This window comes from Geovibrio ferrireducens, assembly GCF_026226615.1.
Taxonomy (GTDB): Bacteria; Chrysiogenota; Deferribacteres; order Deferribacterales; family Geovibrionaceae; genus Geovibrio; species Geovibrio ferrireducens.
In genome coordinates, this window is the sequence record NZ_JAJAPB010000006.1 from 1 (window position 1) to 16,079 (window position 16,079).

Here is a 16,079-nt window from a genome sequence, read left to right on the forward strand (position 1 = left end):
TTCCATACATGGAACTGTTTGCGTCATTGCGAACTCCGCAGGAGTGAAGCAATCTCTCACTTGACGCTCCAAAAACTACATCCTGTGTTTTTTCCGCACACGCTCGCGCCGTGATAAACACGGCTTCGCTCCGCACGGCGCAGTTCCATACATGGAACTGATAACTACTTATTATTAGGAATAATCTCCACCCAGTAGCCGTCCGGATCTTCGATGAAGTAGATGCCCATAGATTTATTTTCAAAGCAGATGCAGCCCATCTCGGAGTGCAGTTTGTGAGCGGCCTCAAAATCATCCACGCCGAAGGCTATGTGTATCTCGTTTTCTCCGAGGTCGTAGGGTTCTTCCCTGTCCCTCAGCCACGTGAGTTCAAGCTGATGCGGGGTCACACCGTCACCGAGATAAACGAGTATGAAATCCCCGTCCTCCTGATTGTATCTGCGAACCTCAGTCAGGCTGAGGGCTTTCTTGTAAAACTCAAGGCTTTTACCGAGATCAAAAACATTAAGATTGTTATGTAAAAACTTAAACTGCATCAACTTACCTCTGGTTAACCGCATTATCGGATCAGACAAAGAATTTAATTTGCAATATCAGAGGCAGATTTTCAAGGTCTTTTTCATAAATTGCTGTCAAATCATTTTTACATATTTTCCTGTACTGAATTGTTCTGTACTAACTTTTGTCCCATTCAAGCAACCGCCTCTCACCTTTGAGTTCCCGTATCTCCGTTATATCCTGTGTTACCTCGGCAGTTCCCAGATACTTTCCGTCAGCATCGCGCACTGGGTAATAGCATATAAGAAGCATCTTTCCCCTGAGATTTATCCAGAATTTTGCCTCGGATTCACTCCCGTTCCTGAAAGATTCCACTATACGGTTCACGGTATCTATGCTGTCCGGCGGGTGGCAGTTCTGCACTTTACGGCCGATGATTGCGGGACTTCGGGTAAAGAAGCGCTCCTTAGGGGCGGAGAAATATTTCACCTCATCATTCTCATCCACAAAGGTAATATCCACCGGCAGGCTGTTCATCATGCTGACAAGCTGATGCACTGTGAGAACCCCGGTTCCGCCCATTTTTATAAGCCCGCCGCAGTACTCCGCATCCTCCTGCGGGGCGGCAGAGCTTTCAGGCGGGTGCACAAAGGCAAAGCCTACCTCAGAGAACATCTCCAGCATTTTTGAGTTATCAGTATCGCTCAGACATTCCGCAGCGGCAGGCAAAATTACCAGATTCTCCTTATATGTCATGCGCATCATCAGCATAAAAAGTCTGCCTATGATTATATGCTCGTTCATGCCAAGGCTGTCCGCGGAGTCCAGCGCGGTATTTATCTCCTTTATCACCGCACGGATGTCGTCATCCAGCGACCATATAACCTTAAGCGGCTGCTCAAAATATTGGTGTTTCTCCAGAAAAGGGAACAGAACATTTTCCGTTTTGAGGTAATGCGGCTCAAATTCGCTTAACTTGCGGAAGTCTTTCTTAAGGGATGAATAAACCGACGAATAAGCCACTGACGAAAGTTCCAGACTGCTCAGTTCTCTTATTTTCCCTTTCATGCCGTCCATATGGGAAGCCAGAGCGCGGTTCTCCTCCATAAGCCAGCGGACGGCGCTCTCTTCGTCGGGCTCGTCCCATTCATATTCTTTGAGGGCGGGGATTATGATGTTGAAAACCTTCTCGACCTGCTTCTTTATGCTCTCAACGGAGTAGCCCTCTTTGAGAAGACGCTCCCCCATTATAAGAACTTCCAGAGGGGTGATGCCGTCCAGCTTGGGCTTATATGCATCAAAAAGCTCTTTGCCGTCTGTTCCCTCAATAAAGCCTGAAAAAAGAGAGAACAAGGCATGCGCCCTTTCCTCCGAGAATCCGCCGTGTCTGCCCATATCCGCCTCCGCTTTTTATACAAGCTTAACATGAGAGAGCAGAATCAGGCACAAAAAAACCTCCCCGAAGGGAGGTTATGAGTTTAATAGTCTTTTTTATCTCCGCGCTTTTTCCAGAAGGAATCACCGCCGCTTTTTTCCCTTTCGGGGCGGGGCTCTCTGTCAAATTTGTTCCAGCCGCCCTGACGGGGCTGGCTGTCTGCGGAGCGGGGTTTATCTCTGAAACGGTCGCCGCTGCGCTCGCCTTCTTTTCTGTCACGGCTGAAACGGTCGCCTGCCGGACGCTCGCTTCTGTCCTTGCTGAAACGGTCGCCTGCGGGGCGGTCGCCTCTGTCTTTATTGAATCTGTCGCCAGCGGGACGTTCACTTCTGTCCTTGCTGAAACGGTCTGAGGATGAGCGTTCTTTGCTGTAGCCGCTGCCTCTGGAATCGCCGCTTCTTTCGCTTCTGTCACGGCTGAAACGGTCGCGGCCGCCTGCTGAGCGTCTGTTGCCGCCTCTGCCTTTTGACCTGTCTGAGCGCTCGCGTTTTTCGTCCTCGAAAACTCTTTCGATTCTTTTCTGGCTGAGACCTATATGGTTGGGCCCTGCGAAGCTTTCCTTATCAAGGAGCATGGAAACAAGCTTAAGGGCTATGTTTACTTCGCTGTGTTCAGCAGTGAGCATTTCAAGAACTTCCGCTGCTTTTTTGTCTATTTCGCAGGCAGCAACTTTGTCCACGAGTTTTGCTATGTTTTCATCCCTTACTTCCTGAAGCGTGGGAACGAATTTCTGCGTCATTACATCGCCTATGCTGCGCTGGATGCGGTTAAGCCCTCTGAGCTCCTGAGGAGTAACAAGAGTGACTGCTATACCTTTGCTTCCTGCCCTGCCTGTTCTGCCTATGCGGTGGATGTAGCTTTCGGAGTCAAAAGGCATGTGGTAGTTGAAGACGTGAGTAACGTCCTTAACATCGAGCCCTCTGGCCGCAACGTCAGTAGCCACGAGGGTATAGATGCGTCCGTCGCGGAATGAGGTCATAACCTCTTCCCTCTGGTGCTGTTCCATATCTCCGTGAAGGCCTTTTGCGGAATATCCCCTGCCTATAAGTGTGGTGCATATGCGCTCCACCTCTTTCTTTGTGCGGCAGAAGATGATAGAGCGGGTAGGCTCGAAGCTGTCTATAAGACGGATGATGGCGTCATCCCTTTCCTGCTCTTCTATTACGTAGTATCTCTGGTCGATGTCTCTTACTGTTTTCTCTTTGTTCATCACGCTTATGTGAGCGGGATCCTTGAGAATGGTCGCAGCCAGTTTCCTTATGGAATCGGGCATAGTAGCGGAGAAGAGAAGTGTCTGCCTGTCTTCGGGAAGATAGGTGAAAATCTTCTGAATATCCTCAAGAAAGCCCATGTCCAGCATTTCATCCGCTTCATCCAGAACAACTATCGAAGGAGCAAAGCTTTTCACTTTGCCTGATGAAAGTATGTCAAGAAGCCTGCCGGGAGTGGCAACCACTATGGGGGTTCCTCTTCTGAGGCGCTCATACTGGCGTGAATATGACTGTCCGCCGTAAACTGTTGTTGTGTTGATGTCGGCATATTTGCCGTATCTGTAGAGTTCGTCGCTCACCTGCATGGCGAGTTCCCTTGTGGGGGTGATGACAAGCATTTCAACTTCGCCTGTCTTTTTCAGGCGGCTGATTGACGGTAATCCGAAAGCCGCAGTTTTTCCTGTTCCCGTGTGCGCCTGGCCTATCATGTCTTTTCCTTCAAGAAGAAGGGGAATGGCCTGCTGCTGGATGGGGCTGGGTAATTTGAATCCGCATTCGATGATGCCCTGCATCACCTCAGCGCTGAGTCCGAAGTGCTCGAAGCCTGTTGTCTCGTTTTCGTTCATTATTATCTCACTATATTTTTTCAGGCACGCTTGAAGCAGCCGACCGGCTCACACTTGTTCTGCTGAATACAAATCACTGCGGGGGATGCTTACTCTAGGATAAGGAAATCATCTGGGGGAAATTCTTATACTACCGTCCTGTTGATTACACAATAAACATTATCACAGATTTTGCAACGTAATATTTACTAAAATTAAAACAAAACTGCATATTTCCTGAAAAATACCGTCACCCTTCCGTTATATCGGGGTATTTCCTGTTGAGTCGAACGGAAAATCTGGCTCCGTCCTTAACATTACGAACCATGAGGAAACCGCTCATATGCTCCTCAATTATGGTTTTTGACATAAAAAGCCCTATACCGAGGCCGACCGATTCCCCTTTTGTTGTGAAGTAGGGGTCAAATACCTTGTCCAGAAACTCAGCCTTGATTCCGCCGCCGTTGTCGGTGAAGTCTATATCTATATATTTGCTGAAAGGAGTAATGGTCACAGCCACGCTCCCCTGCCCCATATTTATAAGCTCCATTCTGGGTATTATCGCATCACGGGCGTTCTGGAGAATGTTAAGGAAAACCTGCTTAACCTCACCTTCAAACCCCTCCACAGTATAGAGCTCCGTATCTTCATCTGTTATATCCTTCTCGGAATGAACCTCATATCTGCGCCCCGGTGTTTCACACAGAATAGTCACTTTTATCCCCGCTGCCGAAAACTGGGAGTTTATTATACTGTGAACAGCCATGACTGTACGCCTGATGTCAAGCTCAACCCTGTCTTTGTCAGGGCGGAAGAAGTTCCTGAAATCATCAATTGTTTCAGACATATGCATTACTATTCCCATAAGGAACCTCACATAGTCGTCAATGTATTCGTCAGTGTGGTGTCTCTCCTTGGACATTTCCCCCATTTCCTGAATGCCGAAGCCTATAGCTGTGAGCGGCTGGCGCCACTGGTGGGCTATGGCGTTTATCATCTCACCCATTGAGGTGAACTTCGCCTGCTGGAGGAGCATTCTCTCCTGCTCCTTCCTCTTCTCCACCTCTTCCGCCACACGCTGGGCAAGCTCAGTATTCATAAGGGAGAGCTTCATCATCCTGAAAACCACATTTATGTAAAACGCAAATGCAGCAAACATCACAGCCATGATAAAAAGCATTTTCTGATAAAAACCGGAAAGATCGTCATATGCTTCATCCTCCGGTATGGCAACCGCCAGAGACCAGAAATTGCCCAGAACATGCACAGGCATAAATGCTGCAAGCTTTTTCACGGGAATCACCCTGTCTCCTGCAACAGTATCATATGTATAGGTGCTGAAACCTGATTCCCCGCTGAGCATTTTGTCTCCGAGTTCTTTGGAGTCAGGATATTTGTCAGCCTCAAACTTAACATTTATAAGATTTTTCCCGTGAGCGGGGCTGAAAATAAGGTTCGCTTCTCTATCAATCATCCACGCATAGCCTGTTTCGCCTATGCTTATACTGCCTAAGTATTTTGCCCCAACGTACTCAAAATCCACCAAAGCAGCCAGAACACCCTTAAACACCGCTCCGTCAAAAACCGGAATATTCAGAGTAACCGTCTGGTACCCCTGAACAGCCATGAAAACATCGCTTAAGAGAGGTTCTTTATTTTTAAGAATATGCTTCACATGCGCCTGATCCGCCACACTTGTTCCAACCAATTCGGGCCTTTCCGGAAATGTGTAAATAATCATGCCGTTTTCATCGTATCTGGTTACTGCCCTGAACTGCCTTTTGTTGAATGTGTAAAGGGTGCGGATGAGACGCTTCCCTTCATTATCAAAATTGACCATCTCCGGGGCAAGGGCATACTGCATGAACATATTTGTATAACTGCTGAAGAACTCCTCTATACCCGTTACTGCCTGTTTGGCGAGGAGCATCTGCCTTTCAGACAGTTTTTCAAGGCTCTTTTTGCGAACCTCGGCGTAAGAAACATAGAGAGCGGCAAACGCCGCAGTAAAGAGGATAATAAGAATGCCGAAACGCAGAAAACCCTTCATATGTACATCCCTGAATAATAATGAAACGTGGTTGCTATATAAAGAATAGCCTTTGGGAGCAGGCTTCGCAATCTCAATAATTATATCTAATTGTTTTATATGATGCCGAAAGGAAACCCGCCGCCATTCGCCGGCAGCGGGTTTTTGAACTTATGATTCTTACTTGGAAGCAAGTTTCCTTGATCTGTCTGTGTGCCTCTCCTGCTGAGAGAGAATCCTTTTTCTCAAACGGATTGAGAGAGGCGTCACCTCCACAAGCTCATCCTCCGCAATGAAATGGATCGCCTTTTCCAGCGTCATGGGCATAACGGGGGTGAGAGTGACCGCGTCATCCTTTCCGGATGCACGCATGTTGGTGAGTTTTTTCTCTTTGCAGGGGTTGGCATTAAGGTCATTATCCTTGTTGTATTCGCCTATAATCATCCCCTCATAAACAGGTTCTCCGGGGCGCACAAAAAGAACGCCTCTGGGCTCAAGGTGAAACAACCCGTAAGCCACTGCCTTTCCTGCGCGGTCAGAAACTATGGAGCCTGTGAAGCGGGAGATTATCTCGCCTCTGTGGGGCTCGTAGCCGTCAAACAGTGAGTTCATTATGCCTGTGCCTTTTGTATCTGAAAGGAACTCATCCCGGTAGCCTATAAGACCGCGGCTGGGGATGGAAAATTCGAGTCTCGCCCTGCCTGTTCCGTTGTTCACAAGGTTGGTCAGCCTCCCTTTTCTCAGGGAGAGCTTCTCGGTTACAACACCGATAAACGCCTCGTCGCAGTCTATAAAAAGCTGTTCGATAGGTTCGCAGAACTCGCCGTCGATTGTTTTGGTGATAACCTCAGGTCTGCCTATGCAGAGCTCAAAGCCTTCACGGCGCATGGTCTCAACTATGATCGCCATCTGGAACTCGCCCCTGCCCTTAACTATGAAACTGTCGGGGGAGTCGGTTTCCTCAACCCTTATGGCAACGTTTTTCATGGCTTCCTTAAAGAGGCGCTCGCGGATTCTGGAGGACTGAACAAACTTGCCCTCTTTGCCCACGAGGGGGCTGGTATTAATGGAAAATTTCATTGAAACAGTGGGTTCGTCTATCTTGATCCTTTTCAGCGCCTTGGGAGCTTCCTTGGTGCAGATTGTGTCGCCGATCATGATGTTCTCTATACCGGAGAGGATAATAATGTCGCCGGGCTCAGCCTTTTCAACATCTCTCATGCCTGTTCCTTCGTATGTCTGCACCTTGCTGACACGGAGAGGAAGCTGCTCGTTTTTCTCATTTATGCACACAAGGTTTTCGTTTGTGTGGGATGAACCGTTTATAACCTTGCCCACCGCCAGTCTGCCGAGATAGTCTGAGTAGCTCAGGTCGCTCACCAGCATCTGGAAAGGCTCCGTATCATCGTAAGTAGGGGGATTGATGTGATTTATGATCGCCTCGAAGAGCGGGCGCATGTCAGTTCCTCTTTCCTCAAGCTTGGTCTGGCATATGCCTTCCCTGCCTATGGCGTAGTAGAGGGGAAATTCTATCTGTTCGTCATCCGCGCCGAGATCGATGAAAAGGTCATAGACCTCGTTAAGCACTTCATCGGGTCTGGCATCCTGACGGTCAATTTTGTTTATTACCACTATGACCTTATGTCCGGCTTCAAACGCCTTGCCGAGAACAAAGCGCGTCTGGGGCAGAGGACCTTCCGAGGCATCCACAAGAAGAATAACGCCGTCCACCATTGAAAGCGCCCTTTCCACCTCGCCGCCGAAATCGGCGTGGCCGGGGGTATCGAGTATGTTGATTTTTACTCCGTTATAGCTGACAGAGCAGTTTTTTGCTGCGATGGTGATTCCGCGTTCGCGTTCAAGATCCATGCTGTCCATGAGGCGATCGTCCACCGCCTGATTTTCCCTGAAAACGCCTGCCTGTTTGAAAAGGGCGTCCACAAGGGTTGTTTTGCCGTGGTCAACGTGCGCTATGATCGCAATGTTCCTGAGTTTCTGGTTAAATGCTTTTGCCATGCGGGATTTTTCCTGAATTTATTTCATGTTTCATGATTTCATATCTGTCCTCACGGACATATCTAACGTAATCAGCCGAAATTGAAGGCTCTATCTTCTACTGAAAATATTTTAAAATGTAAATAGCAGTATTTTGTTTTAAAAAGATTATTTGTATGCCTGCGGTTATAAGAGACTGGAAATATAAAGAAAAATTGAGTGTAAAAAATATGCGGAAAATGCTATAAACTTTTATGAAGAAACGCCGTCCCTCGCCTCAGGGCTATCTTATCCTTACCTTCCTTACGCTCATCGCAGCCGGTGCACTGCTGTTCATGACACCATTTGTAACTGCGGAAGGCGGGCTTTCGCCTGTGGATGCGCTATTCATGTCCACCTCTGCCGTATGCGTCACCGGGCTTTCTGTCATGAGCGTGTCCGACTTCACCTTCACCGGACAGGCAATTCTGCTTTTGCTCATTCAGTTGGGAGCACTGGGGATAATGACGCTCAGCTCATCCCTCCTCCTTTTCATCACCGGAGATCTGGATTTCGGCACAAGGCTTATGGCATCCCGGCTGGCGGAAAGCTATAACCTGCGGGAGATCGAAAACGTTCTTTTTTATATAGTTTCATACACGTTCATATGCGAAGCTGCCGGTGCTGCTCTGCTCTGGCCGGGGTTCATCATGGACGGCCATAATGCTTACGATGCGCTGTATCTGGCGGTATTTCATTCAGTTTCAGCCTTCAGCAACGCAGGGTTCAGTACATTTGACGCAAGCCTCACAAACTCCGGAGGCATGGTTAAAACCATCGTAATGCTTCTGATCACCGCAGGCGGGCTTGGGTTTTACGTGATATTTGACCTCATGCGCAAAGTAAAAGAAAAAACCAGACTCCGCATACATACAAAGATAGTTCTGGGCATATCGGCGTTCCTCAGTTTCGGCGGTGCAGTGCTTCTTTACCTCACCGAATACGGTCAGATGAGCGTCATCGACTCACTTTTTCAGTCAGTCACCACAAGGACAGCAGGCTTTAACACCGTGGATCTCGCCGGGATGCACAGCGTCAGCATTATGTTTATGATAATCCTGATGTTTATCGGCGCTTCCCCCGGCTCCACAGGGGGCGGTATCAAAACCACCACAGCGTTTCTCGCCGCTGTCTCAGTCCGCAGAGCCGTGGAGGGGGAAACAGGGGTACGGGTCTTCGGGCGAACCATACCTCCGTCCAACATATTGAAAGCATTTACAATAATATTCCTTTACTCCGTGGTTGTCTGCTTTGCCTCCGCACTGATACTGCTTTTCAGGGAAACTCAGTTCCTCAGTGTTCTGTTCGAGGTTGTCAGCGCCACAGGCACGGTCGGTCTCTCCCTCGGTCTCACATCCGAAGCTGGCACAGCGGAGAAACTTATATTAACAGCATGCATGTTCATAGGCAGGGTCGGGCCAAGCGCCATACTCATTGCAATGACAGGCAGAAAAAAGGAATCGAAAATATCTTATCCTGAAGAAAAACTCATTCTGGGGTGATGAAAATGAAAAAAGACATAGCGGTTCTTGGGCTTGGAATATTCGGCTTCCGCATCGCAACTGAGCTTAGCAGAAAGGGGCATAATGTTCTCGCCGTTGACAGGGACAAAACAATAGTGGAGCAGATTAAGGATAACGTAACCGAAGCGGTGATAGCTGACGTTACGGATCACGGCACGCTCACTGAACTCGGCATAGAGAAATTTGACATAGTCATAATCGGCATAGGCAGCAGCTTTGAACAGGCTCTGCTTACTCTGGCTGATCTTAAGAAAGTCGGCTGCAAGCACGTAATCGCCAAGGCAAACAGGAAGATCCATGAGGAGCTTCTCCTTAAAATAGGCGCGGATGAGGTAATCCTCCCCGAAAGAGAGGTGGCAAAGCGCCTCGCCGACAGAATAAGCAGACCGGATATGATGGAGATACTCACAGTTGACGGTGATGTAAGCCTGATCAGCGTCGCCATACCGGCCCGCATGGAAGGAAAAAGCCTTCTGGAGCTTGACTTAAGGAAGGAGTATCAGATTAACGCCGTGATGGTGAAGAAAAACGGCAGCAAGACAAGCATAATCACCAACCCCAACATGGTTCTGCATGAGGGGGACGAACTCATTGTCGCCGGAAAGGAAGAGGATATTATAAAGGCTTTTGCGAAGTAAACCCGGAGGTTACTTCGTAAAAGCAAACAGACATTTCAGATACTCACCCTCAGGAAAACCCACGGGGTGATCTGCGGCGTGTCCGGTTTTCTGCATTATCTGCAATGGGCGTCCGGTTTTTGCCGCAGCCCTTGTGACAGCATCAAAAAACATATCGGACGGAACTCTGGCGGAGCATGAGGCGGAAACCAGTATGCCGCCGCTTTCCAGAACACCCAGCGCAAGGCGGGTGAGCTTCTGGTAGGCTGATACAGCGCTCTCCACATCCGACTGCTTGCGGGCAAACGAAGGCGGATCAACAATGACCATGCCGAACCTTTTCTTCTGTCTGGCAAGCTCCGTCAATGCCTCGAAGGCATCCATGCAGATTGTGCTGTGCCTGCATTCGGAGATCAATATATCGTCCCTGTTCAGTTCAAAGTTTCTTACCGCCGCTTTCAGCGCAGGCTCGCTCACATCAAGGCTTATGACGGAGGATGCCCCGCCTCTGGCCGCATAGAGCGAAAAGCCGCCCGTATATGAAAAAACATTGAGAACATCACGGTTTTTGGCATACCTTTCAACCTTTGAGCGGTTGTCACGCTGATCGAGGAAAAAGCCTGTCTTCTGCCCGTGAATTGGCTCGGCTTCAAAGAGGATGCCGTTTTCCCTGAAAATCACAGCACCTTTGGGCGCAGTGCCTTTCAGCACAGCTCCGTCACGCACCTTTTCGGGAAGTTTTTTGGTGTCTATGCTTCTGCTGAGGCGGAGGATTATGCATTCCGGCCTGAGCAGTTCATCAAAAATTGACGTGAGCAGTTCCAGATAAGGAATCCAGATCCCTGAATCAAACTTGATGACCAGTGTCTTTTCATAATAGTCCGCTATTATTCCGGGCAGACCGTCATTCTCACCGTTTACAAGTCGGAAGCCCGTGGTGTTTTCGTCCGCAAAAATCTTCCTGCGGGCGGATATGGATGCGCTTATTTTATCTTTCAGCCAGTTCGCATCAATGGTGACAGGCTTGCCCCTGTGCAGCATGCGGATGCGGATGGGTGAATCCGGGTCATAAAGCCCCAGCCCCACAAACCCGCGGTTTTTATCATATATCACGGCAAAGGCTCCCGCCTGTCCGTCCTTGTTCTGCTTGATGATCCCTTTATCAAAAACCCACGGATGTCCTTTCTTCACTTCCCTTTCCGCAGAAGGGGCAAGCTGAAAGGAGATCCTCTCTATCGCTATGTCAGCCATTTAATACTCCATGTATTTATGCGGCGATATTAAACAAAATGCGGAGTTAAAGCAAGGCTTGCTTGAAAAGCCCATGACAGAGACTATACTTTATTATAACCATTAAAAAGGGAGTATCAGAATGAAGCTCGCTTATCCGTGCAGGATAAAACCGAAAAATGACATGTACCGCATAAGTTTCAGGGACTTTAAGGAACTGTGCGCCGAAAGCCGTTCCTATGAGGAGGCGCTGGAAACTGCCGAGGAGGTTCTCAATAATCTTCTGGAAATTATGCTGGAAGAGGATGAAAAACCCTGTTCCCCCTCACTGCCGAAAGCGGACGAGGTGCTTATCCCCGTCCGTGCCGGGATATACGGCAGAATATTCTAAATTTCGTAAACCTTTACCATATTTGTTGAGCCTTTTACGCCCAGCGGGACACCTGCTGTTATAACTATGTTGTCCCCTTTCTTCGCCAGCCTTTTCGCCACTGCTATCTCAGCCGCTGTGGAAAACATTTCCTCTATATCATGAAACCCTTCCGTCAGTCCTGGAACAACACCCCAGAGCATGTTCAGCTTGGTAAATGTGCGCCTGTTCGGGGTGAGCGCCAGTATCGGTGCGGAGGGTCTGAACCTTGCCACGCTTGCCGCTGTGAAGCCCGATTCCGTGTACGCCACCACTGCGCCCGCTTCCAGATCCTTTGCAAGCCAGCAGGCGGAACGCCCCACTGCCCAAGCTATATTCTTTTTATCTGCGGTGTGCTCATCGCTCTTCATGCTGTATTCGCTGATTACATGGTGCTCCGTGGCTCTGGCAAGGGCATTCATAACCTTCACCGCCTCAACGGGATATTTGCCGGAGGCTGTCTCCTCCGAGAGCATAACGGCGCATGTTCCGTCAAAGAGAGCGTTTGCCACGTCCGTACACTCCGCCCTTGTGGGGAGATTGCTGTCCACCATGCTTTTCAGCATCTGCGTTGCGGTTATTGTCACCTTGCCTTCCCTGCGCGCCTTGCGGATTATCTGCTTCTGGATCACAGGTACGTCAAAAAGGGGCATCTCCACGCCGAGGTCGCCTCTGGCAACCATCACGCCGTCCACCATGGGCAGAATCTCATCTATATTATTAACAGCCTGAGGTTTTTCAATCTTTGCTATGAGCATGGGCTGGTTTTTCTCTTTTGAGAGGATGGAGCGGATTTTCACCAGATCTGACGCACTGCGGACAAAGGAGAGCGCCACCACATCCACCCCTTTTTCAAGGCCGAACATGAGGTCTTTCCGGTCTTTCTCGGTGAAAGCGACTACGCTGAGGTTTGATGTGGGCATGTTGACCCCTTTGCGGGAGAAGGCTCTGCCGCCGCGCACAATCCGGCAGGTAACTTTTTTGCCGTTTACGGCTTCAACGAGGAGCTCCATTGTTCCGTCCGCAAGGACTACACGGTCGCCCTTTTTAAGATCCGCCTCAAGGTTGTCATACTGAACAGGCAGAACGCCTTCCTCGGCATAAGCTTCGGATGCGAGAATGCAGGTTTCCCCTTTTCTGAGCTCCACCCCCTCGTCAGGGAGGATGCCGAGGCGAATCTTCGGCCCGCAGAGATCCTGCAGTATGGTTACGCATGTATTTTTCTCCGCCGAGATTGAGCGGATAAGGTCAATCATTTTGCCGTGGCTTTCGTGATCCCCGTGGGAGAAATTCAGGCGGGCAACATTAAGCCCTGCGTCAATAAGCTCGGAGATTGTCTGCGGATCTGATGAGGAAGGCCCCAGTGTTGCCACAATTTTTGTGCGTCTCATGTGTTTCCCCCTGAAAAAAATAATATCAAGTAAGAATACACCAAAACAGGGAGTTAATGAAGGCTATATGACGTAGTTGTGGATATTTCTTTTGCTCTGAATCGCCCTTTCAACATCCTCCAGCATATCGGCAAGAGTGGTCTGGGACATAACGTTAATGAGCTTGTCGGTAATGCGGGTCATGGAAAGGCGCACGCCGCAGGTGGCAAAATCCTCACAGTAGTCGCACTTGCTGCTGTTTTCATCCGTAACGCAGGGAACAAGGGCCACAGGACCTTCAAGGGCACGGATAATGCGCTCCATGGTTATTTCCGAAGGAGCAACAGCAAGCTGATAGCCGCCGCCTTTGCCTATTTTGCTGATGAGAAGACCGTCATTCTTAAGGGTAAGCAGTATGGTTTCGAGGAATTTTTTGGGAATCCCTTCCTTTTCAGCGACCTCAGATATAAGCACATGCCTTCCGGCTCCGTGCACGGCGAGATACTGAAGAGCCTTCAGGCCGTAAACGGTTTTCATTGAAAACATAAAACAAATCCTTTCTCAGTTACAGAAATGTACATAATCCGCTAATAGTTGTCAACAAATAGCGGTTCTGAATTATTAAGCCGCAATTAACCTTGACACCTTTTCAGGGATTATCTATTTTCATCCAGTAAATATATATATTTTATAGCAGATATTGCAAGGAAAATTGATGATATATCTTGACCACAACGCCGCAACGCCCATCGCACCGGAAGTCAGAGAGGAAATGCTCCGAGTTCTGGAGATATACGGAAACCCCTCAAGCCTCCATGAAGAGGGGCAGAAGGCGCGCAGTCTTCTGGACGAATCAAGGGCGAAGGTGGCGGCTTTTATCGGTGCGTTTCCTGATGAGATAATCTTTACCTCCGGCGGAACAGAGGCGAATAACATAGCCGTTCACAGCTTCGCCGGAAGCTCGGCGGCTGTTTCCGCCATTGAGCACAGCTCAGTTCTGAAACCGTTTGAATACCTCGCTGCAAAGGGGGTGAGGGTTCATCACCTCCCTGCTGATTCAGGCGGCATAGTGAGCGCCGGAAACATCCCTGCGGGGGTTTCCCTCGTTTCCGTTATGCTTGCCAATAATGACACAGGGGTTATCCAGCCTGTGCGGAAAGCGACGGAGGCGGCACACGCCGCAGGAGCGCTTTTTCATACTGATGCTGTTCAGGCGGCAGGAAAAATAAGGATAAACGTCCGTGAGCTCGGTGCGGACATCCTCACCCTCTCTGCGCATAAGATGTACGCACCCAAAGGCATAGGTGCGCTTTTCGTGAGGCGAGGACTCAAAGCCTCCCCTCTCATGCAGGGCGGCAGTCAGGAGAAGGCTGTGCGCCCCGGCACGGAAAGCACAGTTCTGGCTGCGGCATTCGCAAAAGCCTGTGAAACAGCGGAGAAACGCATGGAAAAGGACGAAGCGGAGATTGCCCGTCTGCGGGATATGCTGGAATCACTGATAACGGCAAAGGTGACTGACTGCCGCATAAACGGGCTGGGCTCACCCAGAGTTTCAGGCACATCAAACATAACGTTCAGCGGCCTCAAAGGGGATTCGCTTATAATAAACCTCGATCTGGCAGGGCTGTGCGTATCCGGCGGTTCGGCATGCAGTTCAGCGGATTTCAGACCTTCCCACGTGCTGACAGCCATGGGGCTCTCTGACGGGGATGCCCGTGCATCTGTGCGCTTCTCTCTCGGCAGAGGCACAACGGAAGAGGAGATAGTCAGAGCGGCGGAAACAGTTGCGGACACTGTAAGCTCGATGAGAGGGAAAACATGGTGAAAAAACGTGTGGTTGCCGCCATGAGCGGCGGTGTCGATTCCTCCGTGGTGGCGGCAATGCTCATCGAACAGGGTTACGAGGTAATAGGCGTAACCCTCAAGCTCCACGAATGTTCCGAAGCATCAGACAGCCCCTCCTGCTGCGGAATAGACGGCATGACGAAGGCACGCTCCACCGCAAACGCTCTCGGCATCCGCCATTATGTTTATGACTGCGTGAAGGATTTCGAAAAAACAGTTCTGGAAAGCTCATGGAGAGAATACGACTCCGGCAGAACACCCAACCCATGCCTTCTCTGCAATGAATATGTGAAGTTCGGCATTTTGCAGGACTTTGCCCGCAGCCTGAATGCGGAATACATCGCAACAGGGCATTACGCACAGATTGACTTCGTAAACGGTCTGCCCGTGCTGAAAAGAGGGAAAGACGCAAACAAGGATCAGTCCTATTTCCTCGCAGGGCTGACGGGAGAACAGCTCAGACGCTCACTTTTCCCGCTGGGCGGCATGGACAAACCGGAGGTGCGGGAATACGCCCGCAAACTGAACCTGCCCTCAGCAGAAAGCGTTGAGAGTCAGGATGCATGCCTTGTGGGCGGGTTTGACAGCTTCGCCGAAATGCTCCGCCACAGGTTCGGCTCACCCGCCAGACACGGCGAAGTGATCACAGACAAGGGGGAGTTAATGGCAAGGCACAGCGGCCTTCATAACTTTACCGTAGGTCAGAGGCGAAACCTCGGTCTGACTACCTTTAAGCGATTCTGGGTAAAGGAAATAGATGCACAAAACAGCCGTGTGATAATCACGGACGAGCAGAAAAATCTTCTGAGTTCCTCCATCACCGCAGACGGCTGGACATGGCGGGAGGGATTCAACCCTGCGGACGGATTCAGGTGCCTCGCCCAAATCCGCTACAGGCATAAAGCGGTTAAGGCAGAAATTTTCGCCGGAAAATCAGGCTCTTACAGAATAGATTTCGAAACGCCCGAAAAGGCGGCAGCACCCGGACAGGCCGTGGTTCTTTACGACGGGGACATGGTTCTGGGCAGAGGCTGGATAAGGAGCAAGATATGAACTGCCCCGCCCGCTTCTTTTTTCCTATTGACTTTGTATGATTACCGGCATAGTATATTAACACTCAAACTATAGATTTTATATAGTAAAACGGTTTGCGGAAACCGTTATGTTCTCCCCCGAACAAAAAGTCCTGAAAGCCTCTGTTTTCCCATGGGAAAGCAGTGAAAATTTTTACAACCCCGTGCTTAATGCGGGCGCATTAAAGATTTGCACTTAG

Annotated in this window: 13 protein-coding genes; 5 read left to right on the plus strand and 8 right to left on the minus strand. The window is 49.6% G+C overall.

Going from position 1 to position 16,079, the window contains the following annotated elements:
* Positions 1-164 precede the first annotated feature (164 nt).
* The 5 genes from OSQ85_RS07825 to typA form a co-directional block, all read right to left on the minus strand.
* A complete protein-coding gene (locus OSQ85_RS07825; RefSeq protein WP_265822297.1) occupies positions 165-536 on the minus strand; it encodes a VOC family protein in 372 nt (123 codons plus the stop codon).
* A 139-nt stretch (positions 537-675) separates the two neighbouring features.
* Positions 676-1,893 carry a DUF438 domain-containing protein gene (locus OSQ85_RS07830; RefSeq protein ID WP_265822298.1) on the minus strand — a complete coding sequence of 406 codons (1,218 nt, stop codon included), beginning with the start codon at positions 1,891-1,893 and terminating at the stop codon, positions 676-678.
* Between the two features lie 83 nt (positions 1,894-1,976).
* Positions 1,977-3,770 (minus strand): DEAD/DEAH box helicase, encoded by a 1,794-nt coding sequence (locus tag OSQ85_RS07835; protein ID WP_265822299.1) that lies wholly within the window; start codon positions 3,768-3,770, stop codon positions 1,977-1,979.
* Positions 3,771-3,999: 229 nt separating this feature from the next.
* Entirely contained in the window at positions 4,000-5,799 is a 1,800-nt protein-coding gene (locus OSQ85_RS07840; protein ID WP_265822300.1) for a sensor histidine kinase, read from the minus strand.
* A 159-nt stretch (positions 5,800-5,958) separates the two neighbouring features.
* Entirely contained in the window at positions 5,959-7,794 is a 1,836-nt protein-coding gene (typA, locus tag OSQ85_RS07845) for a translational GTPase TypA (protein WP_265822301.1), read from the minus strand.
* 233 nt (positions 7,795-8,027) lie between these two features.
* On the opposite strand from typA, the gene OSQ85_RS07850 reads away from it, so the two are divergent.
* Complete coding sequence (locus tag OSQ85_RS07850; protein ID WP_265822302.1) at positions 8,028-9,314, plus strand: TrkH family potassium uptake protein; 1,287 nt, start codon at positions 8,028-8,030, stop codon at positions 9,312-9,314.
* A gap of 5 nt (positions 9,315-9,319) precedes the next feature.
* On the plus strand, positions 9,320-9,973 hold the full coding sequence (locus OSQ85_RS07855; protein ID WP_265822303.1) for a potassium channel family protein: 654 nt from the start codon (positions 9,320-9,322) through the stop codon (positions 9,971-9,973).
* Positions 9,974-9,982: 9 nt separating this feature from the next.
* Here OSQ85_RS07855 and OSQ85_RS07860 read toward each other — a convergent pair whose 3' ends face one another.
* A complete protein-coding gene (locus OSQ85_RS07860) occupies positions 9,983-11,203 on the minus strand; it encodes a class I SAM-dependent rRNA methyltransferase (protein ID WP_265822304.1) in 1,221 nt (406 codons plus the stop codon).
* Between the two features lie 121 nt (positions 11,204-11,324).
* On the opposite strand from OSQ85_RS07860, the gene OSQ85_RS07865 reads away from it, so the two are divergent.
* Positions 11,325-11,573, plus strand: coding sequence for a type II toxin-antitoxin system HicB family antitoxin (locus OSQ85_RS07865; protein ID WP_265822305.1), 249 nt, complete (start codon positions 11,325-11,327; stop codon positions 11,571-11,573).
* On the opposite strand, the gene pyk is transcribed toward OSQ85_RS07865, so the two are convergent.
* A complete protein-coding gene (pyk, locus tag OSQ85_RS07870; protein WP_265822306.1) occupies positions 11,570-12,982 on the minus strand; it encodes a pyruvate kinase in 1,413 nt (470 codons plus the stop codon). The genes OSQ85_RS07865 and pyk overlap by 4 nt on opposite strands.
* 63 nt (positions 12,983-13,045) lie before the next feature.
* The gene (locus OSQ85_RS07875) at positions 13,046-13,507 is read right to left on the minus strand and encodes an RrF2 family transcriptional regulator (RefSeq protein ID WP_265822307.1); all 462 of its coding nucleotides are present in this window, start codon (positions 13,505-13,507) and stop codon (positions 13,046-13,048) included.
* Positions 13,508-13,676: 169 nt separating this feature from the next.
* Here OSQ85_RS07875 and OSQ85_RS07880 point away from each other — a divergent pair, with 169 nt between their 5' ends.
* Together OSQ85_RS07880 and mnmA are read left to right on the plus strand one after the other, a co-directional pair.
* The gene (locus tag OSQ85_RS07880) at positions 13,677-14,786 is read left to right on the plus strand and encodes a cysteine desulfurase family protein (RefSeq protein WP_265822308.1); all 1,110 of its coding nucleotides are present in this window, start codon (positions 13,677-13,679) and stop codon (positions 14,784-14,786) included.
* Entirely contained in the window at positions 14,780-15,859 is a 1,080-nt protein-coding gene (mnmA, locus tag OSQ85_RS07885; RefSeq protein WP_265822309.1) for a tRNA 2-thiouridine(34) synthase MnmA, read from the plus strand. The genes OSQ85_RS07880 and mnmA overlap by 7 nt, the downstream gene beginning before the upstream one ends.
* The last annotated feature ends 220 nt before the right edge of the window (positions 15,860-16,079 follow it).

Excerpts from the sequence above, each read along its gene's own strand:
- OSQ85_RS07825 (WP_265822297.1), bottom strand. The coding sequence starts at position 536 with ATGCAGTTTAAGTTTTTACATAACAATCTTAATGTTTTTGATCTCGGT.
- OSQ85_RS07830 (WP_265822298.1), bottom strand. The coding sequence starts at position 1,893 with ATGGGCAGACACGGCGGATTCTCGGAGGAAAGGGCGCATGCCTTGTTC.
- OSQ85_RS07835 (WP_265822299.1), bottom strand. The coding sequence starts at position 3,770 with ATGAACGAAAACGAGACAACAGGCTTCGAGCACTTCGGACTCAGCGCT.
- OSQ85_RS07840 (WP_265822300.1), bottom strand. The coding sequence starts at position 5,799 with ATGAAGGGTTTTCTGCGTTTCGGCATTCTTATTATCCTCTTTACTGCG.
- typA (WP_265822301.1), bottom strand. The coding sequence starts at position 7,794 with ATGGCAAAAGCATTTAACCAGAAACTCAGGAACATTGCGATCATAGCG.
- OSQ85_RS07850 (WP_265822302.1), top strand. The coding sequence starts at position 8,028 with ATGAAGAAACGCCGTCCCTCGCCTCAGGGCTATCTTATCCTTACCTTC.
- OSQ85_RS07855 (WP_265822303.1), top strand. The coding sequence starts at position 9,320 with ATGAAAAAAGACATAGCGGTTCTTGGGCTTGGAATATTCGGCTTCCGC.
- OSQ85_RS07860 (WP_265822304.1), bottom strand. The coding sequence starts at position 11,203 with ATGGCTGACATAGCGATAGAGAGGATCTCCTTTCAGCTTGCCCCTTCT.
- OSQ85_RS07865 (WP_265822305.1), top strand. The coding sequence starts at position 11,325 with ATGAAGCTCGCTTATCCGTGCAGGATAAAACCGAAAAATGACATGTAC.
- pyk (WP_265822306.1), bottom strand. The coding sequence starts at position 12,982 with ATGAGACGCACAAAAATTGTGGCAACACTGGGGCCTTCCTCATCAGAT.
- OSQ85_RS07875 (WP_265822307.1), bottom strand. The coding sequence starts at position 13,507 with ATGTTTTCAATGAAAACCGTTTACGGCCTGAAGGCTCTTCAGTATCTC.
- OSQ85_RS07880 (WP_265822308.1), top strand. The coding sequence starts at position 13,677 with ATGATATATCTTGACCACAACGCCGCAACGCCCATCGCACCGGAAGTC.
- mnmA (WP_265822309.1), top strand. The coding sequence starts at position 14,780 with ATGGTGAAAAAACGTGTGGTTGCCGCCATGAGCGGCGGTGTCGATTCC.